Here is a 24,354-nt window from a genome sequence, read left to right as displayed (position 1 = left end):
GCCTTTATGCCCCGGCGGCGGCAGCGCCGCGGCGCGACAGCCAGGCGATCACCCGGGGACGCGCGCGGTCGTAGGCCAGGTTGTAGAAGAAGGCATATGGCAGATAAAACAGCACCAGCGCGATATCCAGCACGAAGGCTTCCCACAAGCTGATGCGGAGCCACCAAGCGGCCAGCGGGATCACGATGAGGATCAGGCCGAACTCAAAGCCGAATGCATGCACCACGCGCACCCGAAAAGTGCGCGTCCAGCCAAAACGGTTTTCGATGCGGTCAAAGCCCGCGTTGTAGATCATGTTCCACACCAGCGCGATCCAGGCGATCACCGCGGTCAGCACGCCCATTTCAAACAGGGATTTGCCCATGGCCCAGGCCGCCACGGGGGCACACAGGCCGATGGCGATGATTTCGAACAGGAAGGCATGGAGGAATCGTTCTTTGAGGGTTTTCTTGGCTTGCGTCATGACCCACCTGCGGTCGGTTTGCTTCGGAATGACGGCATTTTCCACGCCTATTCCGTTACGATAAAGATCATATCCATCGGAAAATCCGATACTCCGACCGGTCACCGCCATGCGTCATTCCCTTGAATCCCTGGCTGCCTTCGCCCAGGTAGCCGCCGAAGGCTCTTTCTCGGCCGCGGCCCGCAAGCTGGGCAAAAGCCAATCCACCATCAGCGAAACCATCGCCAACCTGGAGGTGGATCTGAACGTCACGCTGTTCGATCGCAGCCAGCGCCAGCCCGCGCTGACCGCCGCGGGCAAGGTGCTGCTGGGACAGGCCATGCAGGTGCTGGCCGCCAACGACCGGCTGAACCGCAGCGCCAGCCAGTTGTCCGAAGGCCTGGAACCCCGGCTTACGGTCGTGCTGTCCGACACCTTCCAGTCGCGCACGTTCGAAACCATGCTGAGCCAGATCGACAAGCGCTACCCGGCCCTGCGCTTCGAATGCCTGATCGCGGAATACGAGGACGTGGTGGCGCTGGTGCAGCAGGGCCGTGCCCACGTCGGCCTGATGGCCGCGCAGGAAACCTACCCGCCGGACGTGGCGCATGCGTGCCTGGCCGAGGGCTCGGAAATCGTCCTGTGCGTGGGGCGTTCGCATCCGCTGGCCAGCCTGCCGTCGGTCACGTCCGACCACCTGAAAACCGAACGCGAACTGCGCCTGAGCACGTACGAGCTGGATGACAAGGACGCCACGCCCGCGCACGCGACGTGGTCGGCGCCCGGCTACCTGATGCTGCTGGAAATGGCCAGTCTGGGATTCGGCTGGACCGAACTGCCGCGCTGGATGATCCAGCGCTTTGGCGGCGATCAGCTCGTGGAACTGAAGGTGCCAGGATGGCCGCGCCGGATCCATGTCGACGCGGTCTGGTCGACCCGGCGCGCGCTGGGCCCGGCGGGCGCATGGCTGCTGGAAAGCCTCACGCGGGGATAGCGCGTCCCACTACCGGCAATTCGTGATCGGCGCGTGTCAACGCCAGGCGCGTGATGCGCACGCCGTTGGCGTCCAGCCAGTCACCCAGCTTGGGGCTGGCCAGCACGTCGAATTCGGCACGGCGCTGGCGCGCCATCGCGCTGTCCTGCTCGTTGCTTCTAGCAAATCCCAATGCCGGATGGCACATGACGAGGTCGCCCTCGCGCGCATTGAACAGCCAGGTCTGCAAGAGCTGCGCGTAGCGGCGCTGGCCGCCGTCGAACGCATACACGCCCAACAGGCGCCGGTTAGTCCGCAAGCCGCTTGAACGCGCCTCACGCGCCAGCGCCGACGCGCCCAACGCGCCGATCACGTGCGCCTTGAACGATTCCTTAAGCGGAATGCCGCATTGCATGCCGGGCGCCGTCTGGCGCAACCAGGGCCTTTGCGTTCCGTAACGCTGCGCAAGCCGCGCCAGGACGCGCTTGCGGATGCAGGGCAATTGATGCACGTGCTGATGCCCGTCGACATAGTCCGGCGCGCGGCCGAACGCGGCTTCGAAAGCGTCGAACTGTTCATCAAGCCGCGCATCGATCCAGGCGGCATCGAGCCGGCCCGCATAGGCCTTCAGGATCAACGCGCCGAGCGAAGGCAGCGGTTCGGCGTCCGCGCCCAGCGTTTCCGAGAAGTTCAGATGCAGGCCGATGTCCACATCCTGCGCCGCCAGCCTGGGCGCATTGGCGGCGAACGTGGGGCCCAACGAGAGGCAGCTGACCGCGCTGACCCGCCGCATGCCGGCCAGCGCAATCATGCCCTCATCGACATCCGCATTCATGCCAAAATCATCACCGCACACCACGACGCGCTTGCTCATCAGCGTCTCTCCATTCAGCTCTTCGACACATTCCCCATGCGCACCCTCATCCGGCAGATCAGTCTTTTCGTCGCCGTCGGCTGCGCTGCCGCCGCAACGCATTGGGCCGTTGCCGTGGGCTGCGTCGAAGCGTTTGGCGCACCGCCGCTGGCGGCCAACCTGATCGGCTGGCTGATCGCCTTCGTGGTGTCCTTCAGCGGCCATTACCGGCTCACGTTTCGACATTCGCCCATACCCTGGACCGTAGCGGCCCGTCGTTTCTTTTTTATTTCAGCGATCGGCTTTGCGATCAACGAATCTGCCTATGCCTGGTTGCTGCACGCCACCGACGTACCTTACGACACGTTGCTGGCGCTGATCCTCATCGGCCTGGCGTTCGGCACCTTCATCGCTAGCCGGCTGTGGGCGTTCCGGCACAAACCCGCTGCCTGAGCGCCGCGCCCGCGTCCACGCGCCACATCGCATGCCGGGCGCTCGTCACGACGGGCGCCAGCCCTTGCAGTGGCAGGTAGATGGCGCCATCGCCATGCCCGCCCCACACCCAGAACCGCGCACCGTCCGGCGCCGCGCACAGCGTGGCGTTGAACTGCTCGGCGCTGATCAGCACCTGTTTGCCGGTGACCGGATCGAACTTCGCGGCGTCGTACAGCTCCTTGCGCCAGTTGTCGCGCACCGGCACCTCGGGATTGAGCCAGTCGTCCACGACCCAGGTGGGCCGCGGGGCGCGCGCGTAAAGCGCCAGGTCGAAGGGATAGGCGTGCAGCGACACGAAGGTATCGTCCGGCCGCGCTTCCTGCCGCACGACCTGGGCCAGCGGCGCGGCGCTGCCCTTCGCATTGAATGCGGCGATGCCCACGGCGATGACGCAGATCCCGGCGGCGACCGCGGCGCTGATGCGCACCAGCCGCGGCGTCGTCAAACCGTTCTCGCTGCGCCACGCTCCCAGGATGACCTCCGCCAGCAAAAACGCGAGCGGCGCCAGCGCAGGCAGCACATAGCCAATCAGCTTGGAATGCGGCAACGAAAAAAACACCACCACCACGGCGAACCACACCGCGGCCAGGCGCCGCAGGCTGCGCGCCGGCCCCGCGATCCAGAACGCGCGGCGCAGGATGCCCCCGCCCCATAGTGACCACGGCAGGCTCAATCCGGCCAGCACGGGCAGGTAGAACCAGAACGGCTGGGCATTGTTGAAGCCGGCGGCCGCGAAGCGCTGGAAATGCTGGTAGACGAAGAAGTAGTCATAAAAGCCCGGAAACCGCACCTGCATCAGCACGAACCACGGCGCCGCCACCGCCAGGAACACCAGCAGCGCCGGCGGCCAGACCAGCGCCCCAAGCCCGCGCCAGCGCCGCTCCCAGACCAGCCACAGCAACAGGATGGCGCCGGGCAGCACCAGGCCGATCAGCCCCTTGGCCAGCACCGCCAGCGCTGCCAGCGCCCCGGCCGCCACGGACATCGCGCGCCACCGTTCGCCACGCTCGACGCGCAACACGGTTTCCGCGGCGGCCAGCACGCACAGCGTGATGAGACCGGCGACCAGCATGTCCAGATTGGCAAACTGCGCGCCGCCGTAGAAGAACGGCACGGTGCAAAGCACCAGCACCGTCAACGAGGCGGCCGCCGCGTCGCGATGCCGGCGCACGAATACGTACAACCCGGCGGCCGCGCTCCACGCGGCCAGCCATGACGGCAAGCGCGCCGCCCACGGATGCACGCCGAACACGGAAAACGACAGTTCGGTCAGCCAGTAATACAGCGGCGGCTTGTGAAAGTACGGCATGCCGTCCAGCAGCGGGACGGCGTGCGAGCCGCTGCGCAGCATGTCCCAGGCGACGCCGGCGTAGCGCCCTTCGTCGGGCAGCGTCAGCGGACGCATCCACGCCAACCAGGCCAGCCAGATTCCCGCGGCCAGCAGCAGCCATCCTGCCGGCGGGGTCCATTCGGAGCGCGCCGGCTTGTTAAGGTTGGCCATCATCAGCCCTGCGCCTTGCCGGCGGGACCGCCTCGGGTGCGTCGAACGACAAACAGCGGTCGGCCCTTCACTTCGTCGAAGATGCGGGCGACATATTCGCCCACAACGCCTAGCGAGATCAGGTTGACGCCGGCAAAGAAGAGCACCGCCGTGACGATGGTCGTCCACCCGGATACGGCGTTGCCGGACATCAGGTAGTCCACCACCAGGAATCCCGCATAGGCCAGGGCCAGGACGGCAAACGTCACGCCTACCAGGCTGACCATGCGCAGCGGCCAGGTCGTAAAGGCAGTCAATCCGTCCAGCGCCAGACGGAACAGGCGCAGACCGCTGTAGGTGCTGGTGCCGTGCATGCGCTCGTCGGGCGTGTACGGCAGGGCCTCGCCCTTGAACCCGACCCAGGCATACAGGCCTTTCATGAAGCGGGTGCGCTCGGGCAACGCGATCAGCGCGTCGACCACGCTGCGGTCCATCAGCCGGAAGTCGCCGGCGTGCGCCGGCACCTGCACGCCGCGCGCATTGCTGAGCAACTGATAGAACCAGCGCGCGCCCGAGCGCTTGAGCCAGGACTCGTCGGCGCGGTCGCGCCGCACGGCGTACACCATTTCAGCGCCGGCAGACCAGCGCGCGAGCATCAGCTCGATCAGCGCGGGCGGATGCTGCAGATCGGCGTCCAGGCAGATCACCACGTTGCCGGTGGAGGCCTCCAGGCCCGCGCTCAGCGCGGCTTCCTTGCCGAAATTGCGCGACAGCTGCACATGGCGAAAGCCCTCGTGCTCGGTCCATTCCGACATCAGCGCTTCGGTGCCGTCGGTGCTGCCGTCGTCGGCTACGATGATCTCCCAGCTGGTGCACAACGCCGACAGCCGGTTGCGCAGAAGCGGCAGCAGCACGCGCAGGTTCTCGCACTCGTTCAAGCACGGAATGACGCAGGTAACACGGGTGTCATACGGCACGTCGGCCGTCTGCGGCGGCCACACGGAACGCAGGGGCAGAGGCTTACCCAACACCTGCGGCGCTGGGGGGTCGGACCGGAACTGGATGTGCATGGGACTTTGATTGGACGGAATGCGGGGCACGATGCGGTGCAGTATGCGCAGGGGCTCGTCGAATTTTCATGAAATGCCGGCGCGCCCCGATCGTTACAATGGCGGGCAGTTTTCAGGCTTCGACACGTCATGCAATACCAAGTCCGTCCCATGCTGGCCAGCGATGTGGACGCCATCCTCCAGGCCCAGGCCCTCGCCTATCCGCAGTTTCTGCTGGAGGGCGCCGGCTTTTTCCTGAACCGCCTCGCGCTCGCTCCCCAATATTGCTGGGTTGCCCAGCCGGATGCGCCACGCAGATCCGGCGCGGTGCTGGGCTATCTGATTTCCTATCCCTGGGACGCGGGCCTGCCGCCCGCCCTGGATGTGCCGCTTTCCGCGCTGCCACCGCGGGCCGATCACTGGTTCCTGCATGACTGCGCGGTCGTGCCGGCGGCGCAGGGCTTGGGCGTGGGCCAGGCGCTGGTGGGCGCCGCCGCCGCGCGCGCCGTGGACAACGGCCTGACGCGCGCCAGCCTGGTGTCCCTGGCGTCGGCGGCCGGCTACTGGCAGCGGCATGGGTATGCGCCGCTTGCCCCGCAGCCTCCCGGCCTGGCCGAGAAGCTCGCCGGCTATGGCGCAGGCGCCAGTTACATGTCGCGCGCCTTTCCCTTCCCGGCCTAAATCCCGCACGCGCCTGATCGAGCCGTCTTTCAAAACGTGTACAGCCACGCTTTGCCGGACGTAAGATAGGTCCGCAGTCCGCAAACGATGCGGCGGCAAAACGGTCTGAAAACGTGGTTTGAAAACGGCTTGAAATCGGTTTGAACAGTCTGGCTTGCTGCGCCCCGGCGGGGCGCGAAGGTTCATATGATCTCCCTTTCGCCCGTCCAATCCCTGCTCGCCTGCTGCCTCGTGCTCGTCATCGGACGCGTCATGACCACGCGCATCGGCATCCTGGCGCGCTACAGCATTCCGGACCCCATCGTGGGCGGGCTGCTGTTCGCCGTGCTGGCCTACCTGCTGTCCACCTGGGGCGGCGTCGCCGTTTCGCTGGAAACCAGCATCAAGCCCACGCTGCTGCTGCTGTTCTTTGGCTGCATCGGGCTGACCGCCAACTTGAAGCTGCTGGCCCGGGGCGGCCCCCGCCTCATTGCCTTCCTGCTGGCGCTGATCCCCTTTCTCGTCTTGCAGAATGCCGTCGGCCTGGGCATGGCCTGGCTGCTGGACATGCACCCGCTCATGGGACTCTTGGGCGGCACGATCACGCTCGTGGGCGGACATGGCACCGGCGCGGCCTACGCGACACGCTTTGCCGACTTCAACAACATCCAGGACGTCATGCCGCTGGCCATGACGGCGGCGACGCTGGGCCTGGTGCTGGGCGGCGTCGTGGGCGGGCCCGTGGCGGAATGGATCATGCGCCGCCACAAGGTGTCGGGCAGCCTTGACCATACCGCGGCTCAAGGCGACCAGCCCGCCGACCTGAACGAAGACAACCAGCCGCCCACGGCCGGGACGTTCATCCTGTCCATGACCGCGGCGTTCGTCTGCCTGGTGGTCGGCGGCGTCCTGGCGGCGCTGGTGGAAGACGCGCCCGTCAGCCTGCCCAACTTCCTGTGGTGCCTGGCCACCGGCGTGCTCATCCGCAACGCGGGTCCGCTGGTCGGGATCCGGCTCGACGACCGGGCCACCGACATCATCGGCACGATCTCGCTGTCGCTGTTCCTGGGCATGACGATGATGACGCTGGACCTGTCCAGCGTCGCGCGCCTTGCCGGCCCGCTGGCGCTGATGCTGGCGGTGCAGACGCTGGTGTGCGCGATGTACGCCGGCTGGGTGGTGTTCCGGCTGCTCAAGCGGGACTACGAGGCGGCGATCATGTCCGCCGCGTTCTGCGGCTTCGCGCTGGGTGCGACGGCCACCGCCATCGCCAACATGCAGGCCCTCACGCGCCGCCACGGCCCGGCGCCGGAAGCATTCATCGTGGTCCCCGTCACCGGGGCCTTCCTGGTGGACATCCTGAACGTGATCGTCCTGAGCTCGCTGATCTCCTTGCCATTCGTGGGAGGGATGTAGCCATGTTCAAGAAACTACTGATGGTCCTGCTGTGCGCGATGCTGGCCGCCTGCGGCCGCGCGCCCGACGTGGACGCCCTGCGCGCCGACGTCACGCGCAGCCTGGAGGCCACCTACGGACAGGACCTGTTTCGCATAAGCGATCTCAGGCGCATGGGCTCGGCCACGGACAGCACCGCCCCGGCCGGCGAAACCCGCCGCGTCGTCTATTACGACGTCGACCTGGAACTGACCCGCGACATTTCACTGGGCGCATGGGACCAGCCCGGCGCGGCGTCGCTGGTGACGCTGCTGGGCGCGGGCCCGCGCAGCATCAGCGGCGTGAAGTCCGGCGGCAACAAGGCGGGCGATCGCATCATCGCCCATGCCAGCGCCATCTACCGCGAAGAAGGCGGGACGTGGAAGCTGGTGACGCCGGCAGGCTTCAAGGCGGCCGAAGCGCCGTCGCTGGACACCGGCGCGCCGCCCCCGGTCACGCGCCAGTTGCTGGACACGCTGGACCAGATCACGCATTCGGTGACCTACAGCGCGTCCAGCACGGCCCAGCACGTCGTGCAGCAGGAGCTGGAACGCTCGGTGGCACGCATCAACGGGCGCCTGTCCCGGCTGCAGCAGGGTTACCCGCTGGCCGGCGGCCCGGACCGCGGCGAGTACCTGGCGTTTGCGCGCGCCCTGAGCGACGTCGCCCGAAAACGCCAGATCCGGGTGTCGCCGCTCATCACCGGCGGCGGGGCCGACAATATCGCGCTCTTGCGCAGCGGCGACGCCGTGGTCGGCCTGGCCCAGGCCGACACGGCGCGGCTGGCCTACGAGGGCGCGGGCCCCTTCGCGGGGCAAGGCCCCTTCCCCGGCCTGCGTGCCCTGGGCAGCCTGTACCCGGAACTGGTCCATATCGTCGTGCGTGACGACCCCGCGCTGCGCGGCGTGCGGGATCTCAAGGGCAAGACGATCGCGCTGGGGCCGGAAGGATCGGCCGTGCGCGAGACGCTGCAAACCGTGCTGGCGGCGCATGGCCTGCAGGCGGGTCGCGATTACAAGGTGTCCGACTCGCCTTTCGTCGCCGCCCTGCCGCTTTTGCATGCTGGCACGGTCGACGCTGCAGCCCAGGTGATCGGCGTGCCGGCCACGCCGCTGCGCGATGCGCTGATTCCGGCGCAGCTCAAGCTGCTGCCGCTGGACCCGGACGCCATCAAGACCCTCACGTCCGGGGACAGCGTGCTGATGCCGCTGGACATCGCGGCCGGCACCTACCCCAATCAGGCACAGCGCATTCCGACGGTGGGGGTGGCGGCGCTGATGCTGACCACCACCGACCTCACGCGCGACGAAGCACTTGTCGTGGTGCGCGCCGTCTACCAGGCCGGGCAGGACCTGCTGGCTGCCGGTTCGACACAGGGTTCGCAGGTGTCTGCGGCCACCGCCCGGCTTGGCCTGAGCGTGCCGCTACATGACGGCGCCGAGGAAGGCATCGCCCAACTGGAGCACGCCAAACCGCGCTGAGCCGGGTTGCGTCTATGATGGCGCTCCCTATCAGGAAATCCGATGAACAAATTCGACCTCCAAAAGAACCAGGCCCTGAAGCTGGCCGGCCAACTCAAGCAATCGGCCACGCCGGACCGCTTCGGCGCCGCGTCCCAGATGCCCGACCGTCGCGAACAGCGCAAGCTGGATCAGGCCGCCGGCCTGGTCCCCTTCCCTCTGAAGCTGTCGCAGGCGCAGGCCGACAAGCTGCGCGCCGCCGCCGCCGAACGCGGCGTGTCGACCAATGACCTCGTGGCCGAGGCGCTTGAGAAAGCGCTGGGCGCGTAAGCGCGATGCACATCTGGGTCGACGCGGACGCCTGTCCCGCCGTCATCAAGGACATCCTCTTTCGCGCCGCGCAGCGCTGGCAGATGCCGCTGACGCTGGTGGCCAACCAGGCGCTCTACACCCCGCCATCGCCGCTGATCCGTGCCGTGCAGGTGCCGCGCGGCTTTGACGTGGCCGACGCGCACATCGTGGAGCGGGCGGAAACGGGCGATCTCGTCATCACCGGCGACATTCCGCTGGCCGCGCAGGTGCTTGAGAAAGGCGCCATGGCGATCAATCCTCGCGGCGAACGCTATTCGACGGAGACGATCCGCGAACGGCTGGCGCTGCGGGACATGATGGAGGAATTGCGCGCCAGCGGCGTGGACACGGGCGGCCCGTCGTCCTTCAGCCAGTCCGACCGCAAGGCGTTTGCAAACCAGCTGGACACGCTGCTTGCGCGCGTGGCCCGGCAGCAGGCGCAAAAAAGCTGAAGCCGGCGGCGGCGGGGTCAAGAAAAGGTGATGTAGGCCTTGTAGATGATCGCGCCGATGGCGGTGACCAGGCCAAGGCCCATCAGGGTCATGCCAAGATTGCGGTCACGAAACCCGAAGCCGATCAACATGAGCGCCACGCCCGTGCAAATGATGATGAGCATGGTATTGGTGTGCGGACTCATGGCCTTCTCCTGTTTGCTTGGCAGTCAATCGCCGATTTATTGATGATAGACAGGCGTGGAACAGGCTTGGCGCAACCGCAGTACCGCCGGGTTGCGCCAGATCAGAGAAAGAGTAATGAATCAAAAACAAAAAAGCCAACCGATGAAGGTTGGCTTTTTGCGTGCTGCCCGAAGAACAAGACCGGCATCGCGAAAACCTGCTGCGAACTGGCCGTTGTCTTTTGGGGCACTTCAAAGGCTTGAGCGCCTTGGAAGGTCTTTGGTGGGTAGTACTGGGTTCGAACCAGTGACCCCTGCCGTGTGAAGGCAGTGCTCTACCACTGAGCTAACCACCCCGAAAGAGGCGAAATAATAGCACGAATTTTTAAACGCGTGCAAGCCGCCACTGATAACTTCTTATGCGGCTGCCGCGACGGGCGCATCGACCTTGCGCCACACGCACTCGCCACCCACGCTCTTGTCCAGCGCGGCTAGGTAGGCCTCGTGTTCGGCAAGTTCTTCGGCGCTGGCCGTGATGACCGGCAGACCCGAGGCGTCGAACCGGGCAAGCACCATGCCGCCGCCGCTGGCGCCGGCGCTGTCGTCCACATCGATCAGCAGCGCATCCTGGCCACGCGTCATCGCCAGCCAGACTTCAGCCAGAAGCTGCGAGTCTAGCAAGGCGCCGTGCAGCGTGCGGTGCGCGTTCGAGATGCCGAAGCGGTCGCACAGCGCATCCAGCGAATTGCGCTTGCCCGGGAACAGCGACCGGGCGTGCAGCAGCGAGTCGGTGACGGTCTCGCAGAATTCGGTGATGGGACCGCGGCCGATCTTTGCGAGTTCGGCGTTGAAGAACTTCACGTCGAACGCGGCGTTGTGCGCGATCAGTTCGGCGCCCTGGATGAACTTGACGAATTCGTCCGCGACTTCGGCAAAGCGCGGCTTGTCCGACAGGAACTCGGTGGTCAGCCCGTGCACCGCCAGCGCCTCGGGATCGCTGTCGCGGTCCGGGTTCAGGTAGATGTGCAGGTTGTTGCCGGTCGGCGTGCGGTTGACGATTTCCACGCAGCCGATTTCGACGATGCGATGACCCTGTGCAGGGTCCAGTCCGGTGGTTTCCGTGTCAAAGATGATCTGGCGCATAACTATTCCGACGCTTGGGGCTGCGAGGCGGGCGGCGTGGGCGCGGAATGCGCCTGGCTGCCGGCGGTGCCTGGCTTCTTGCGTGCGGTGGCAATCAGCGTGTAGGCCACCGGCACGACGAACAAGGTCAGTAGTGTACCCAGCAACAGCCCGCCCACCAGAACCCAGCCGATCTGCTGGCGCGATTCCGCCCCCGCGCCCGTGGACAGCGCCAGGGGGACGGTGCCCAGCACCATGGCGCCGGTCGTCATCAGAATGGGGCGCAGCCGCAGCACGCTGGCTTCGACCACGGCCTCGAACAGCTCCCTGCCCTCGTCGCGCAGCTGGTTCGTGAACTCCACGATCAGGATGCCGTGCTTGGTGATCAGGCCGACCAGCGTGATGAGCCCGATCTGGCTGTAGATGGACAGCGTGCCGCCCGTCAGCCACAGGGCAAGCAAGGCGCCCGTCATGGACAGCGGCACCGATAGCATGATGATGAACGGGTTGCGCCAGCTTTCGAACTGCGCGGCGAGCACCAGGTAGATGAAGGCCAGCGCCATCGCAAAGACCAGGTAGATGCTGCCCGACGAATCGCGGAATTCGCGCGACTGGCCGTCCAGGTCCGTGATGATCGTGTTGGGCAGGACCTCGCGCGCCACCTGATGCATGTGGTCCAGCACCTCGCCCAGCGCATAGCCGGGCGCCACCGCCGCGTCGATCTTCACTGCCCGCAGGCGGTTGAAGTGGTTCAGCGACTGCGGCGACACGCCTTCGTGCACGCCGAGCAGGTTGTCCAGCTGGACCATGCTGCCGTCGCGCGCCCGCACATAGATGCCCGAGATGTCGGTGGGATTGGCGCGGTCGCGCGGCGTCACCTGCACGATCACGTCGTACTGCTCGCCCTCGTCCTTGTAGCGGGTGACCTGGCGGCCGCCCAGCATCGATTCGAGCGTGCGGCCCACCACGTCCACGTTGGCGCCCACGTCGGCCATCTTGTCGCGGTCCACGCGCACGCGCAGCTCCGGCGTGTTCAGGCGCAGGTCGGTGTCCAGGTTCAGCAGGCCCGGATACTTGCGCAGCTCGGCCAGGAAGATCTCGGTCAGCCGCGACAGCTCCTGGTACGAGGCCTGGCTCATGATGATGAATTCCACCGGTTTGGATCGGGCCGACTGGCCCAGCGACGGCGGATTGGTCGGGAAGGCGCGCACGCCCGGCAGCGACGCGAACTGCGGCTGCAACTGCTGGGTGATGGCCTGCTGCTTGCGCTCGCGTTCTTCCCAGGGCTTCAGGCGCAGGATCGCGGTGCCGTCCGTGACCGTGGGAAAGCCCACCGTGACCTGGCTGCCGCTGGCTTCCGGGATGTCGGCATAGAACTTTTCAATGCCCAGCATGCTGTCCAGGGTGTAGTTCAGCGTGGCGCCTTCGGGCGAGCTGACAAGGCCAAAGACCACGCCGCGGTCCTCGACCGGCGCCAGTTCGCTCTTGACCACCTTGAACAGCACGCCGCTGCCTGCCGCCACGGCCAGCCCGATCACCACGACGATCCAGCGATGCCGCAGCGAGGCGCCCAGCATGCGGCGATAGCCGTTGCTCAGACCGTTCAGCCAACCCTCGATCAGGTTGTACCAGCGGTTGTGGCGGGTCTGGTGGCGCAGCAGCACCGAACACATCATGGGCGTGAGGGTCAGGGCCACGAAGCCCGACACCAGCACCGCGCCCGCCAGCGCCAGCGCGAACTCGATGAACAGCCGCCCGGTGCGCCCGGTGGCGAACGCCAGCGGCGCATACACGGTGACCAGCGTCATGGTCATGGCGACCACCGCGAAGCCGATCTCCCTGGAGCCGCGCAGCGCGGCTTCCTTGCGCGGCATGCCGTCCTCGATGTGCCGGTAGATGTTCTCCAGGACCACGATGGCGTCGTCCACCACCAGCCCGATCGCCAGCACCATGGCAAGCAGCGTCAGCGTGTTGATCGAAAAGCCGAACAGATACATCAGCGCGCAGGCGCCCACCAGCGACACCGGGATGGTGACGATGGGAATGATGCTGGCGCGCAGGTTGCGCAGGAAGAAGAAGATCACCAGCACCACCAGCACGATGGCTTCGATGATGGTGTGGAACACGGAATCGATGGAGCGTTCGATGAACACCGACGAGTCGTACGCGATGTTCAGCTTCATGCCGGCCGGCAGGGTCTCGTTCAGCCGCTCGACCTCCTGGCGGGCCGCCTTGGACAGCTCCAGGGGGTTGGCGGTGGATTGGCGCGTGATGCCGATGTTGATGGCCGGCTTGCCGTTGAAGCGGGACAGGATCCGGTCGTTGGCGGCCGCGATCTCGACCTTGGCGACGTCGCGCATCCGCACCGGGTAGCCCTTCACGTTGGCGACGATCACGTCCTCGAACTGGGCGGGCGTCTGCAAATCGGTGGCCGACACCACCGAAAATTCCCGTGCCCGCGACTCGATCCGGCCCGCCGGAATTTCGACGTTCTGGCTGCGCAGCGCGGCTTCCACGTCCTGCACCGTCAATCCGTACGCCGCCAGCTTGTCGCGGTCGACGTAGATGCGCATGGACGGCAGGCGCTCGCCAAAGACGCGCACTTCGGCCGCACCGGGCAGCACCGACAGGCGGGTCTTGATGTAGCGGTTGATGTAGTCGGAGGTCTGGATCGCCGAGAACGATCCCGACTCCACGGCGATGTAGATGATGGGCTGGGAATCGGCCTCGACCTTGCCGATGATCGGCTCGTCGATCTCGTCGGGCAGGAAACGCCGCGCGCGCGAAACCTTGTCGCGCACTTCGGCCGCCGCCGCGTCGGGGTCGCGCGAGAGGTTGAACTTGATGTTGATGAGGCTGCGTTCGGAGCGGCTGCGCGAGGTCATCACGTTGACCCCTTCGATGCCGGCCAGCTGGTCTTCCAGCGGCTTGGTCACCTGCGACTCGATCACCTCCGGCGAGGCGCCCTTGTACGTGGTGTCCACCGACACGATCGGCTCGTCGATCTTCGGGTACTCGCGCACCGTCAGGCGCGAATACGAGATCAGGCCGATCAGCACGATGATCAGCGACAGGACCGACGCGAACACCGGGCGCTTGATACAGGTTTCCGAGATACGCATGGCGCTATCGCTGAAAAGGTGAAGGGCCGGCTATGGGCCGTTGCCCACGATGGTCACGCGCGCGCCATCGGTCACGCGCTGCAGGCCCGAGACCACCAGCATGTCGTTCAGGGCGACGCCGGTCAGGATCTCGACGCGGCCCTCGCGGCGTTCGCCGATGGTCACTTCGCGCCGATGCGCCACGCCGTTCTCGACCCGGTAAACGTACTGCGTTTCGCCCGACGGCGATAGCGCGGCCTCGGGCGCGACCAGCGCTTTGTCCTCGTTAAAGAGCAGTTGCACCCGGGCGAACATGCCGGGGCGCAGCACGCCGTCCTGGTTGGCAACCGTGGCGCGCAGCAGGATGGACCGGCCGCCCGCGTCGACCAGCGGGCTGACCGCGTAGACCAGTCCGCGGCGCTCCTGGCCGGGCAGCGCATCCATGCGCAGCGTCAGTTGCTGTCCGACGCGCACCTTGCTCAAGTACATCTCGGGCACGCGGAAATCCACCTTGAGCGGATCGATGGCCTCAAGGGGCGCCAGGTCCTGCCCCTGGTTGACGTAATCGCCCACGGACACGCTGCGCAGTCCGACGATGCCGGCAAAGGGCGCGGTAATGGTCATCTTGTCCAGGCGGGCCTGCGCCAGCGCCACGGCGGCTTCCTGCACCTTCAGCGTGCTGGCCGACTCGTCGCGCGCCTGCTGGCTGACGAAGCCCTTGCCCTGCAGTTCGACGGCGCGGCGGTAATGGCTTTGCGCCAGCGTCAGGTTGGCGCGCGCCTGCGCCAATTCAGCGCGCGGCACGGAGTCGTCCAGGCGGATGAGAAGCTGGCCCTGCTTGACGGGCTGACCTTCCTTGAAGTCAATGGCCTGGATGCGTCCGGCCACTTCGGGGCGCAGGACGACGGACTCATCGGAGCGCAGGCTGCCTACGGCCGACAGGCCGCGCGCAAAAGGCACTTCCTGGACGGCGGCCACGGCGACACGGGCCGGCGCGGCGGGAGCGGATTGAGGTTTGGCGGAAGCCTGGGCAGGGGTTGCGGCCGGCGCCAGCCAGCGCGGCACAAATACGCCGAGCGCGGCCCCCGCGGCCAACCCTGCCGCGACGGCGGCCAGCAGTACAGCTTTTTTCATGCGCGAAAGTGGCGGTGTTGCGGCGCGGACCGGGCATGCCCCACTCGGACGTCGCCGCAGGAACTGGAGGGAAGGGTTGGCACTTTAGCACCCGGATTTACATACTGGAACAATACTGAAGCGCGATGAAAGAACTAATCTGCCCTGGACGGCAAATTCGAGGGTATATCCGGATGCCGCGCGGGAGGCTGGGCCACCTTAGGGCCGATTTGTTGAGTGCCCGTTGTGACGGTGCCCGCCCGACGCCGCCCGCGGGTCAGGCGGCCAGGCCAGGCGCTTTCACGCGCGGCGCGCGACGTCCACGCCCATGTTGGCCAGTTGGTCGGCGCGCTCGTTGCCGGGGTCGCCCGCGTGCCCGCGAACCCAGCGCCAGGACACCGTGTGACGCTGGACCTGTTCATCCAGCGCCTGCCAGAGCTCGGCGTTCTTGACGGGCTTTTTCTCGGCGGTGATCCAGCCGCGCCGCTTCCAGTTGGCCAGCCACTCGGTCATGCCCTTCATGACATATTGCGAGTCGGTGTGGATCGTGACGACGCAGGGGCGCTTGAGCGCGCGCAGGCCTTCGATGACCGCCAGCAGTTCCATCCGGTTGTTCGTGGTCTGGAGCTCGCCGCCGTGCAGCGTCTTTTCGTGCGTGCCGGCGCGCATCAGCACGCCCCAGCCGCCGGGCCCCGGATTGCCCTTGCAGGCGCCGTCGGTCCACATTTCCACTTTCTGGTCGTTCGTTTTGTTGTCCTGCATGGTGCTGCGTGCGTGTCCTTGTGCTTGCAATGTGAGGCGGGCCCGGCGGCTCAGGAGGGGTCAAAGCCATCGTCCGCCTGGCGGTTGACCACCACCGAGGCCGCGCGGGCGCGCTTGGGTTTGGTCTTCCAGGCAGGCCCGATGATACGCATGCCGGTCACGCGCTTGACCGCCGAGACCATGTACACCGCGCCGCCCAGGCTCCACCAGCGGGCGCCGGCCGATTCCAGGAAGCTCCAGCGCTCAAGCCATTTTTCGCTGCGGCAGGCCGGCGCGTAGCAACCGAACTGGCTTTCATCGACCTCCAGCGACAGCAGCTTGAACCAGTCTTTGAGCCGCGCCAGCGACACCTGCGACGACGGCGGCTGCGGCAGCCAGGGCTCCATGCCCGGCATGCGGGTGCGGGCGCCCCACATGCTCCAGGGGTTGAACCCCGAAATGACGACGCGGCCCTCGGGGACGAGGACGCGCTCGACCTCGCGCAGCACGTTGTGGGGTTCGGGCGTGAGTTCAAAGGTGTGCGGCAGGATCAGGAGGTCCACGCTCTGGGATTCGAACGGCAGGGCCTCCGGCTGCGCGACGACCACGCGCGACTGCCAGCCCGGCAGGCTTTCCGGCGCCGGGGTCTCGGTGCCCACGTAGCCCTTGAACGGCATCCGGTTGGCCCCCAACAGGTTCAGGTCGGCAAGGCCGACCTGCCAGGCGTAATATCCGAAGACATCCGCGACGGCCGCGTCGAACTGGGCGCGCTCCCAGGCCAGCACGTACTGGCCCGGCGGCGTCTGGAACCATTCGGCCAGTTCTACAATCGGCGGAGTTTCTTCTGCCACGTTTTTTCCTTCGAATCCCATGCAAGCCTTGACCGCCCCCGCAGGCGGCCGCGATCGCAACGCCGCGGTCTTGCCTTTGCCAGCCTTTTCCGACAACTACATCTGGGCAATCGTCCGCGACGGCCAGGTGGCGGTCGTGGACCCAGGCGAAGCCGGGCCCGTCTTGCGGTTTCTGGATCAGCAAGGCTTGAAGCTGCGCGCCATTCTACTCACGCACCACCACGGCGACCATGTGGGAGGCGTGCTGGAATTGTCCCGCATCGAGGGCATCACCGTATATGGTCCGGCGCGCGAAAAGCTGCCGCGCTGCGATGTCCGGCTGGCCGAAGGCGACCGGGTGACGCTGCCGGAACTGGACCTGGACCTGTCGGTGCTGGACGTTCCGGGCCATACGGCGGGCCACATCGCGTATGCGGGCCGCGCGGCCGGCGTCGAACACGCGCTTTTTTGTGGCGACACGCTTTTTGCGGGGGGCTGTGGCCGGCTTTTCGAGGGCACACCCGCGCAAATGTTTGATTCCTTGGAAAAATTTTCCGCTTTACCGCCAGATACAAAAGTTTTTTGCGCACACGAGTACACTCTAGCGAACCTTCGCTGGGCATTGGCCGTCGAACCGGCCAACCGCGACCTGCAAACGTGGCATCTGCGGGCCCAGCAATTACGCGCGGAAGGACACCCCACGCTTCCTTCGACCATCGGTCAGGAACGCGCGACCAATCCGTTCTTGCGCACGCAGCAGCCCGACGTCGTCCAGGCCGCCGCAAGTTGGACCGGACGCAGCCAGACTACGCCGGTAGAGGTCTTTGCCTCCCTTCGTGAATGGAAGAACGATTTCAAGTGACCACCTGATGAATCTATCCCGACTCCTTCTGCCGCTCATGCTGGCAGTCCTCGCCGGTTGCGCAGGAACCAAAGCCCCCGATAGCAAGAACCTCACCACCAATTCCCAAGGCCGATACATTGCCCGGGACACCTCCCGCACGATCGACCTGACCAACCCGCCGGCTGACGCGTGGGACCGCATCCGCCGCGGTTTCGCCATCCCCAACCTGAACACCGACCTCTCCAAGCAGTGGACCGACTACTACGCGTCCCACCCCGAGGCGGTGCAGCGCATGGCCGAGCGCGCCGGCAAATACCTGTACTTCATCGTTGACGAGATCAACCGCCGCGGCCTGCCGACCGAGCTGGCGCTGCTGCCCTTCGTGGAAAGCGCGTACAACCCGACCGCGCTGTCGCGCGCGCAGGCCTCGGGCCTGTGGCAGTTCGTGCCGGCCACCGGCCAGCACTTCAACCTGAAGCAGGACTGGTGGCGCGACGAGCGCCGCGATCCCATCGCCTCGACCAACGCGGCGCTGGACTACCTGGAAAAGCTGTTTGAAATGCAGGGCGACTGGTACCTCGCCCTGGCCTCGTACAACTGGGGCGAAGGCTCGGTGCAGCGCGCCATGGCCAAGAACGAGGCCGCCGGCCAGAACACCGACTACCTGTCGCTGAACATGCCGGACGAGACCCGCAACTACGTGCCCAAGCTGCAGGCCATCAAGAACATCATTGCCGATCCGCAGCGCTATGCGGTGGCGCTGCCGCCCGTCGGCAACACGCCGTACTTCGTGACGGTGCAAAAGAACAGCGACATCGACCTGGAAATCGCCGCCAAGCTGGCTGAAATGCCGCTGGACGAGTTCAAGGCCCTGAACCCCTCGTTCAACCGCCCGGTCATCCGCGGCGACCACGGCCCCACGCTGCTGCTGCCGGCCGACCGCGTCGAGATCTTCAACGCGAACCTCACCAACTACAAGGGCGACCTGTCCGCCTGGAAGGTCTACCACTCGCGCCGCGGCGAATCCTACGCGTCCATCGCCAAGCGGTTTGGCGTGTCCGAAGCCACCCTGCGCGAAACCAACGACATCAGCCGCCGCCAGAAGGCTGCCAATGGCCAGGCGCTGCTGGTGCCGGGCGACCCCGGCACGGGCGGCGTGCAGATCGCGTCGCTGGCGCCCCCGGTGGGCGCGCTGGACTCGGCCCCGCAAGACAACAAGGCCGCCGCACCGCGTGGCCGCGCCGCGCAGGCGCCCGCCGTGCGCGTCTCCAGCGCCCGCCCCAACGTGCGCAGCCACAAGGTCCGCCAGGGCGACACCCTGTTCTCGCTGGCCAAACAGTACGGCACCACCGTCGACGCGCTGCGCGCGCTCAACAACATCAAGGGCAGCGCCCTGAAGATCGGCACGCAGCTGCGCGTGCCCGGCACGAACGCGCGCGGCTGATAGCCGCCACGCACGGCGCGGCGCCCCGGCACGGGGGCCGCGCCGCTCGCCCGCTGGACCGCCAAATTCCCTAAAATAGGCGGTCTCCAGAAGGGAAAAAATCAAAGGACACATCTATGGGCTTTCTTGCCGGCAAACGCATCCTGGTCACCGGGGTGCTTTCTAATCGTTCCATCGCCTACGGCATCGCGCGCGCCTGTCATCAGCAAGGCGCCGAACTGGCGTTCACTTACGTCGGCGACCGCTTCAAGGACCGCGTGAGCGAGTTTGCCGCCGAATTCAACAGCAACATCGTGCTGCCCTGCGACGTGGCCGAAGACAGCCAGATCGACGGCGCCTTTGCTCAACTGGCCCAGCACTGGGACGGCCTGGACGGCCTGGTCCATTCGATCGGTTTTGCGCCGCGCGAAGCCATCGCCGGCAATTTCCTGGACGGCCTGTCGCGCGAAGGCTTTCGCATCGCCCACGACATCTCGGCCTACAGCTTCGCCGCCATGGCCAAGGCCGCCCTGCCCCTCATGGAAGGCCGCAACGGCTCGGTGCTGACACTGACCTACCTGGGCGCCGAGCGCGTGGTCCCGAACTACAACACGATGGGTCTGGCCAAGGCGTCGCTCGAAGCCAGCGTGCGCTACCTGGCCTCGGCGCTGGGCCCGCGCGGCATCCGCGCCAACGGCATTTCCGCCGGCCCGATCAAGACCCTGGCCGCCAGCGGCATCAAGGACTTCTCGGCCATCCTGAAGTTCGTCGAAAACCAGGCTCCGCTGCGCCGCAATATCACCATCGAAGACGTCGGCAATGTCGCGGCCTTCATGCTGTCGGATCTGGCTGCCGGCGTGACCGGCGAAATCACCCACGTGGACGGCGGTTTCTCGACCATCGTCCCGGGCATGGAAGAGTAAGACTTCCCTGGGCGGGGCGCGGCGCCCCGCCTTGCACAGGCGGCCCCGCCGCCTGCTCCGCAATTCCTCAGTCCGGCCGCACGATCAGCGTGGACACCTGCACGTCCACCGCCGTCATCAGCTTGTGGATCGGGCACTTCTCGGCCACCGCCAGCAATTCGTCGATCTGCGCATCGGACAGCTCGCCGTGCAGCGTCAGCTTGGCGGTCAGCCGATAGATGCCGCGGCGTTCCTCGCTGGCATCGCGCACCACTTCCACCCCCACCGATTCCAGCGGCAGCCCCTTGCGCTGCGCGTAGACCATCAGGGTCATCGCCTTGCAGCCGCCCAGCGCCGTATCGAAGTAATCATGCGGATCCGGCCCCTCCCCCTGCGGCTTGGGCATGTCCAACGGCAGGTCATGGCCTTCGGCCGTCGCGGTGAACTGCAGGGACTGGGGCGCATTCTGGCGCACGCGGATGCTCATGGGTCGATTCTCCTGGTTGGGATTGCCGGGGACTGCCAAATGGCCGGCTTCAGGACGGTTTTAGCACTTGCTGAACGCTTGCGGGGCCGGATGACCCGCCTGACGGAAAGCTGAACTTCCTGCCGCGGCCATGGTCCGATATCCCTGACCGTCAGATTCACAGGAGGCCGCATGAGCGCCCGGCAATTACTCGATCAACTGTTGCAGTCCGGACAAGGGCTGCTTTCCGACACCACGAACCGCGTGCAAAACGCCACCGGCGGCAAGGGCTCGTCCCTGCTTTCGGGGCTTGGCGGCGGCGCCCTGGGGGCAGGCGCCCTCGGCCTCTTGATGGGCAGCAAGAAGGCCCGCAAGATCGGCGGCAAGGTCGCCATGTACGGCGGCATGGCCGCGCTGGGCGCGCTGGCCTATCGCGCCTACGGCGACTGGCAGCGCAAGCAGGCCGGCGCCCCCACCGCGCCGCCCCAGACGCTCGACCGTCTGCCGGCCCCGGAAGCCGAGCAGCACAGCAATGCGGTCCTCACCGCCATGATCGGCGCGGCCAAGGCCGACGGCCACATCGGCCCCGAGGAAAAATCCCTGCTGGAAACGGAACTGGCCAAGCTGTCGTCCGACGCCCAGGACCGCCGCTGGCTGGAGGCCGAACTGTCGCGTCCCCTGGATCCCAGCGTGATCGCCCAGTCGGCCAAGACGCCCGAAATGGCGGCCGAGATGTATCTGGCCAGCCTGCTCGTGGTGGACGAGGAAAGCTTCATGGAGCGTGCCTACCTGGACGAACTGGCGCGCCAGCTCAAGCTGGAACCGGGCCTGAAGGAACAGCTGGAGCAGCACGCCAAGGCCGCAGTCTGACCGACGCCGCCGGCTTTGTAGCCGGCGTTGCAGCTCAGTCCGCGCGTAGCCCGATTGCCTCGGTCAGCGCCGTGTAGCGGTCGATATCCGCGCCGATCATCCGCTGGAATGCTTCCGGCGTGCTGCTGGCAGGCGTGAAACCCTGCTCGCGCAGCGCGGCCTGCACGTCTGGCCGCCGCACGATCTTCGCCACCGCGGCATTCAGCTTGTCGACCACTGCGGGCGGCGTGGCCGCCGGGGTCAAGAGGCCATGCCACTGATCCAGCGCGTAGCCGGACACGCCCTGTTCGGCCACCGGCGGCACCGTGGGCATCAACGGCGAACGCGCCGGCGACGTCACGGCCAGCGCGCGCAGCTTGCCGGCCGCAATGAGCGGCGCCGCGCTGGACGCCGTCACCACCCCCAGGCCCACCTGACCCGCCGTCACATCCGTGAGCGCCGGGCCGCAGCCCTTGTACGGCACCTGCTGCATCACCGCGCCCGTCTTGCGAGAGAGCAGCTCGCCCGCCAGATGTTGCGGCGTGCCGTTGCCGCAGGTGGCAAAGGGCAGCGGCTTGTCCGGCACGGCGGCAGCGATCACGTCGTCCAGGTTGCGCAGGGGCGAGGCGGCCGGCACGACGAACACCGACGGCACGAAGGCCACGTTGATGACTGCCGCAAAATCCCGCTTGGGCGAGAAGCCCAGATTGCGGTAGACACCGGGGTTGATCGCAAACGAACTATTCACCATCAGCAGCGTGTAGCCGTCGGGCGGCGCTTCGGCCACGATGCGCGCGCCAATGTTGCCGCTTGCGCCCGGCCGGTTTTCCACCACGACCGGCTGCCCCAGCGACTCCTGCAAGCTGGCGCCGAGCCGGCGCGCAAGCAGGTCGGTGCCGCCGCCCGGCGGAAACGTCACGACGATCGTGATCGGATGCGATGGATACGATGCGTCTGCCGGCGCTTCGCCCGACGGCGGATTGCCGCAGGCAGTCAGGGTCAGGGTCAGCAGCGAGAGCGACGAAAGCAGCAGGCGTTTCATTTAGCAGGCCGATAAAAGTTCAGGCGTCCAGACCGATGTCGAGCACCTTGGCGCTGTGCGTCAGCCAGCCCACGGCGATCTGGTCCACGCCGGTGGCGGCCACGGCCGCCGCGGTATCGGGCGTGATGCGGCCCGAGGCCTCGGTGATGGCACGGCCCCGCGCCATGGCGACGGCGCGGCGCAGGTCGTCCAGGCTCATGTTGTCCAGCAGCACCACGTCCACGCCCAGCGCCAGCGCGACCTCAAGCTGCTCCAGCGTGTCGACCTCCAGTTCGATCTTGACCATGTGGCCGACGCCGGCGCGTGCGCGCTCGACGGCCGTCGCCACGCTGCCGGCCAGCGCGATGTGGTTGTCCTTGATCAGCACCGCATCGTCCAGCCCGTGACGGTGATTGCTGCCGCCCCCCACGCGCACGGCGTACTTCTGCACCGCCCGCAGTCCCGGCATGGTCTTGCGCGTGCACGTGACGCGCGCGCCGTAACCCGCAATCGCGCGCGCAATCGACGCCGTGGCGGTCGCCACGCCGCTCAGATGGCACAGGAAATTGAGCGCGACCCGCTCCGCGCTGAGCATCGCGCGGGCATTGCCCTGAATGCGTGCGATCTCCATCCCCGGCGCCAGATCAGTGCCGTCGCGGTGAGACACCGTGAACGCAAGACTGGGATCCATCAGCCGGAACGCCAGGCGGGCCAGATCCAGCCCCGCCAGCACGCCCTCCTGCCGCGCCACCAGCCGCGTTTCGGCGGTGGCGTCGGCCGGCACGATGGCGTCGGTGGTCAGGTCGCCAGCACGGCCCAGGTCTTCCAGCAGCGCCGCGCGCACAAGCGGCTCCAGCATGACGTCCGGCAAGGGCGGAACGGGCAGGCGATCAGCGGCGGCGGGCACTGCGGCTTTAATGCTCATTTTGAGTATTTGTAGCGTAAAAAAAGGCGCGCGAGATTTGCGCAACATTTATGCTAAATATGAGTATAAGCCTTGTCAAGCGTCAAACGACACGCGAGACGGGCAGCTTGCTGCCTGCAATGGCGCGCTCCAGCAGGACATCCCGGCGGAACCGGAAAAGCTTGGCAGGCCGTCCGGCCGTCCCGGTCGCCATCGCGCCGGTCTCTTCCACCAAGTCCTGCTGCTCGATGAAGCGGCGAAAGTTCTGCTTGTGCAGACCCCGCCCCGCCAGCGCCTCGACCGCCATCTGCAACTGCAACAGCGTGAATTCGTCCGGCATCAGCTCGAACACCACTGGCCGGTACTTGATCTTGGCGCGCAAGCGCGCGATGCCGGTGGCCAGGATGCGCCGGTGGTCGTGACGCATCGGCTGCCCCGGCGCTGCGGCCTGGCCCCCGGCGCGCCGCGCCGCCTCGGGCACCAGCCCGGCTTCGAACAGCAGTTCGTAGCGTTGCAGCACCATGTCTTCGTTCCACGCGGCGCCGTCCAGGCCGAACGTGATGGCTGCGCGTTGATGGCGGCGCGCGCGGACCGAGGCGTCCGTACTGTCTTCGCACCAGGCCGACAGGCGCGGCACGATCACCTCGTCCACCAGCGCGGGGGTGCCGGCGCGACGATCCTCCCACGGAAAATAGCGATACCAGTCCTGCCATCCGACCTGCGCGACGCCCGTTTCGCCCGCCTCGCGCGTCAGGCCCAGATAGCTGACCGAGATGACGCGCCCGCCCGACTCATCGGAGCGGTCGCCGTCCGCGAACGTATAAAGCTGTTCGACATAGCCCAGCGGATGGTGCGTCTGCGCTTCCACCCAGTCTCGCAAACCGGCCTGCAGCGAACGATGCGATAGCTCGAACGGTCCCGCCGGCAACGCGCGCGCATCGTCCGTGGTCAGCACGCGCGGCTCGCCGTTGGTGACGGCCACCAGCACGGCAACGAGTTCAGCATGAACGGAGCGTTCGACGGATTCGGTCAAGGCAGGCGAGGAAAAGGAAGTGTGGGTGTCGGCGCGAGCAAGGCGGGGGGAAGGTGAGGATTATAAGGATGCAGTGTGGCAAGTTTGGGGGCCGTTGTCCTGCAACAGCCCCTTGCAATCGTGACATCCAGAACGCAGCCTGCCCGCGGCAGCGGTTCTAAGATAGGCCCATGTCCAGGCGCATCGCCATCC

Annotated in this window: 25 protein-coding genes and 1 tRNA gene; 11 read left to right on the top strand and 15 right to left on the bottom strand. The window is 66.7% G+C overall.

Annotation, left to right across the window (positions count from 1 at the left end; genetic code table 11):
* Nucleotides 1–4 precede the first annotated feature (4 nt).
* A complete protein-coding gene (locus QEP15_RS03170; protein ID WP_226848052.1) occupies nt 5–463 on the bottom strand; it encodes a multidrug/biocide efflux PACE transporter in 459 nt (152 codons plus the stop codon).
* Between the two features lie 109 nt (nt 464–572).
* On the opposite strand from QEP15_RS03170, the gene QEP15_RS03165 reads away from it, so the two are divergent.
* Nucleotides 573–1,436: a LysR family transcriptional regulator gene (locus QEP15_RS03165; RefSeq protein WP_142051236.1), complete on the top strand. Its 864-nt coding sequence runs from the start codon at nt 573–575 to the stop codon at nt 1,434–1,436.
* On the opposite strand, the gene QEP15_RS03160 is transcribed toward QEP15_RS03165, so the two are convergent.
* Nucleotides 1,423–2,289 (bottom strand): ChbG/HpnK family deacetylase, encoded by an 867-nt coding sequence (locus QEP15_RS03160; protein ID WP_280148429.1) that lies wholly within the window; start codon nt 2,287–2,289, stop codon nt 1,423–1,425. The two genes, QEP15_RS03165 and QEP15_RS03160, sit on opposite strands and share 14 nt — an antisense overlap.
* 36 nt (nt 2,290–2,325) lie before the next feature.
* Between QEP15_RS03160 and QEP15_RS03155 the strand changes: the two genes are divergently transcribed.
* Nucleotides 2,326–2,721, top strand: coding sequence for a GtrA family protein (locus QEP15_RS03155; protein WP_152383367.1), 396 nt, complete (start codon nt 2,326–2,328; stop codon nt 2,719–2,721).
* Here QEP15_RS03155 and QEP15_RS03150 read toward each other — a convergent pair.
* Together QEP15_RS03150 and QEP15_RS03145 are read right to left on the bottom strand one after the other, a co-directional pair.
* Nucleotides 2,681–4,264, bottom strand: a complete 1,584-nt coding sequence (locus QEP15_RS03150) for an ArnT family glycosyltransferase (protein ID WP_425285985.1) — start codon at nt 4,262–4,264, stop codon at nt 2,681–2,683. The genes QEP15_RS03155 and QEP15_RS03150 overlap by 41 nt on opposite strands.
* 2 nt (nt 4,265–4,266) lie before the next feature.
* Nucleotides 4,267–5,313 carry a glycosyltransferase family 2 protein gene (locus QEP15_RS03145; protein WP_152383365.1) on the bottom strand — a complete coding sequence of 349 codons (1,047 nt, stop codon included), beginning with the start codon at nt 5,311–5,313 and terminating at the stop codon, nt 4,267–4,269.
* 150 nt (nt 5,314–5,463) lie between these two features.
* Here QEP15_RS03145 and QEP15_RS03140 point away from each other — a divergent pair, with 150 nt between their 5' ends.
* From QEP15_RS03140 to QEP15_RS03120, 5 genes are all read left to right on the top strand, one after another.
* On the top strand, nt 5,464–5,973 hold the full coding sequence (locus QEP15_RS03140) for a GNAT family N-acetyltransferase (RefSeq protein WP_280148885.1): 510 nt from the start codon (nt 5,464–5,466) through the stop codon (nt 5,971–5,973).
* A 186-nt stretch (nt 5,974–6,159) separates the two neighbouring features.
* Nucleotides 6,160–7,368 carry a sodium/glutamate symporter gene (gene gltS / locus QEP15_RS03135; protein WP_280148427.1) on the top strand — a complete coding sequence of 403 codons (1,209 nt, stop codon included), beginning with the start codon at nt 6,160–6,162 and terminating at the stop codon, nt 7,366–7,368.
* 2 nt (nt 7,369–7,370) lie between these two features.
* Complete coding sequence (locus QEP15_RS03130) at nt 7,371–8,867, top strand: TAXI family TRAP transporter solute-binding subunit (RefSeq protein ID WP_180100339.1); 1,497 nt, start codon at nt 7,371–7,373, stop codon at nt 8,865–8,867.
* 42 nt (nt 8,868–8,909) lie between these two features.
* On the top strand, nt 8,910–9,176 hold the full coding sequence (locus QEP15_RS03125; RefSeq protein ID WP_056327879.1) for a hypothetical protein: 267 nt from the start codon (nt 8,910–8,912) through the stop codon (nt 9,174–9,176).
* Between the two features lie 5 nt (nt 9,177–9,181).
* Nucleotides 9,182–9,649, top strand: a complete 468-nt coding sequence (locus tag QEP15_RS03120; protein ID WP_056327878.1) for a YaiI/YqxD family protein — start codon at nt 9,182–9,184, stop codon at nt 9,647–9,649.
* A 17-nt stretch (nt 9,650–9,666) separates the two neighbouring features.
* Here the strand turns inward: QEP15_RS03120 and QEP15_RS03115 are convergent, their stop codons facing one another.
* From QEP15_RS03115 to QEP15_RS03085, 7 genes are all read right to left on the bottom strand, one after another.
* A complete protein-coding gene (locus QEP15_RS03115) occupies nt 9,667–9,834 on the bottom strand; it encodes a hypothetical protein (RefSeq protein ID WP_167427935.1) in 168 nt (55 codons plus the stop codon).
* Between the two features lie 260 nt (nt 9,835–10,094).
* Nucleotides 10,095–10,169 (bottom strand) — tRNA-Val (locus tag QEP15_RS03110).
* Nucleotides 10,170–10,230: 61 nt separating this feature from the next.
* Nucleotides 10,231–10,956 (bottom strand): DNA polymerase III subunit epsilon, encoded by a 726-nt coding sequence (gene dnaQ, locus QEP15_RS03105; RefSeq protein WP_056327877.1) that lies wholly within the window; start codon nt 10,954–10,956, stop codon nt 10,231–10,233.
* A gap of 2 nt (nt 10,957–10,958) precedes the next feature.
* A complete protein-coding gene (locus tag QEP15_RS03100; protein WP_280002975.1) occupies nt 10,959–14,057 on the bottom strand; it encodes an efflux RND transporter permease subunit in 3,099 nt (1,032 codons plus the stop codon).
* Nucleotides 14,058–14,087: 30 nt separating this feature from the next.
* On the bottom strand, nt 14,088–15,170 hold the full coding sequence (locus QEP15_RS03095; protein WP_062838518.1) for an efflux RND transporter periplasmic adaptor subunit: 1,083 nt from the start codon (nt 15,168–15,170) through the stop codon (nt 14,088–14,090).
* Nucleotides 15,171–15,449: 279 nt separating this feature from the next.
* On the bottom strand, nt 15,450–15,911 hold the full coding sequence (gene rnhA / locus QEP15_RS03090; RefSeq protein WP_056327874.1) for a ribonuclease HI: 462 nt from the start codon (nt 15,909–15,911) through the stop codon (nt 15,450–15,452).
* A 50-nt stretch (nt 15,912–15,961) separates the two neighbouring features.
* On the bottom strand, nt 15,962–16,741 hold the full coding sequence (locus QEP15_RS03085; RefSeq protein WP_056327932.1) for a class I SAM-dependent methyltransferase: 780 nt from the start codon (nt 16,739–16,741) through the stop codon (nt 15,962–15,964).
* Nucleotides 16,742–16,760: 19 nt separating this feature from the next.
* Here QEP15_RS03085 and gloB point away from each other — a divergent pair, with 19 nt between their 5' ends.
* The 3 genes from gloB (at nt 16,761) to fabI (ending at nt 19,910) form a co-directional block, all read left to right on the top strand.
* Nucleotides 16,761–17,582, top strand: coding sequence for a hydroxyacylglutathione hydrolase (gene gloB / locus QEP15_RS03080; RefSeq protein WP_152383360.1), 822 nt, complete (start codon nt 16,761–16,763; stop codon nt 17,580–17,582).
* Between the two features lie 7 nt (nt 17,583–17,589).
* Entirely contained in the window at nt 17,590–19,008 is a 1,419-nt protein-coding gene (locus QEP15_RS03075) for a transglycosylase SLT domain-containing protein (protein ID WP_152383359.1), read from the top strand.
* Nucleotides 19,009–19,124: 116 nt separating this feature from the next.
* On the top strand, nt 19,125–19,910 hold the full coding sequence (gene fabI, locus QEP15_RS03070) for an enoyl-ACP reductase FabI (RefSeq protein ID WP_152383358.1): 786 nt from the start codon (nt 19,125–19,127) through the stop codon (nt 19,908–19,910).
* Nucleotides 19,911–19,977: 67 nt separating this feature from the next.
* On the opposite strand, the gene QEP15_RS03065 is transcribed toward fabI, so the two are convergent.
* Nucleotides 19,978–20,376, bottom strand: coding sequence for an OsmC family protein (locus tag QEP15_RS03065; RefSeq protein WP_056327870.1), 399 nt, complete (start codon nt 20,374–20,376; stop codon nt 19,978–19,980).
* A 171-nt stretch (nt 20,377–20,547) separates the two neighbouring features.
* Between QEP15_RS03065 and QEP15_RS03060 the strand changes: the two genes are divergently transcribed.
* Nucleotides 20,548–21,225: a tellurite resistance TerB family protein gene (locus QEP15_RS03060; RefSeq protein ID WP_142051255.1), complete on the top strand. Its 678-nt coding sequence runs from the start codon at nt 20,548–20,550 to the stop codon at nt 21,223–21,225.
* 34 nt (nt 21,226–21,259) lie between these two features.
* On the opposite strand, the gene QEP15_RS03055 is transcribed toward QEP15_RS03060, so the two are convergent.
* The 3 genes from QEP15_RS03055 to QEP15_RS03045 form a co-directional block, all read right to left on the bottom strand.
* A complete protein-coding gene (locus QEP15_RS03055; protein WP_280148426.1) occupies nt 21,260–22,246 on the bottom strand; it encodes a tripartite tricarboxylate transporter substrate binding protein in 987 nt (328 codons plus the stop codon).
* A 19-nt stretch (nt 22,247–22,265) separates the two neighbouring features.
* Entirely contained in the window at nt 22,266–23,150 is an 885-nt protein-coding gene (nadC, locus tag QEP15_RS03050; RefSeq protein ID WP_062838512.1) for a carboxylating nicotinate-nucleotide diphosphorylase, read from the bottom strand.
* A gap of 82 nt (nt 23,151–23,232) precedes the next feature.
* The gene (locus QEP15_RS03045; protein WP_152383356.1) at nt 23,233–24,162 is read right to left on the bottom strand and encodes an NUDIX hydrolase; all 930 of its coding nucleotides are present in this window, start codon (nt 24,160–24,162) and stop codon (nt 23,233–23,235) included.
* Nucleotides 24,163–24,354 lie beyond the last annotated feature (192 nt).

Origin of the sequence: Achromobacter mucicolens (assembly GCF_029866465.1) — a bacterium.
GTDB classification, from domain to species: domain Bacteria; phylum Pseudomonadota; class Gammaproteobacteria; order Burkholderiales; family Burkholderiaceae_B; genus Achromobacter; species Achromobacter mucicolens.
The sequence above is the reverse complement of the archived record's forward strand: the minus strand, read 5'-3'. Positions and strand labels throughout refer to the sequence as shown.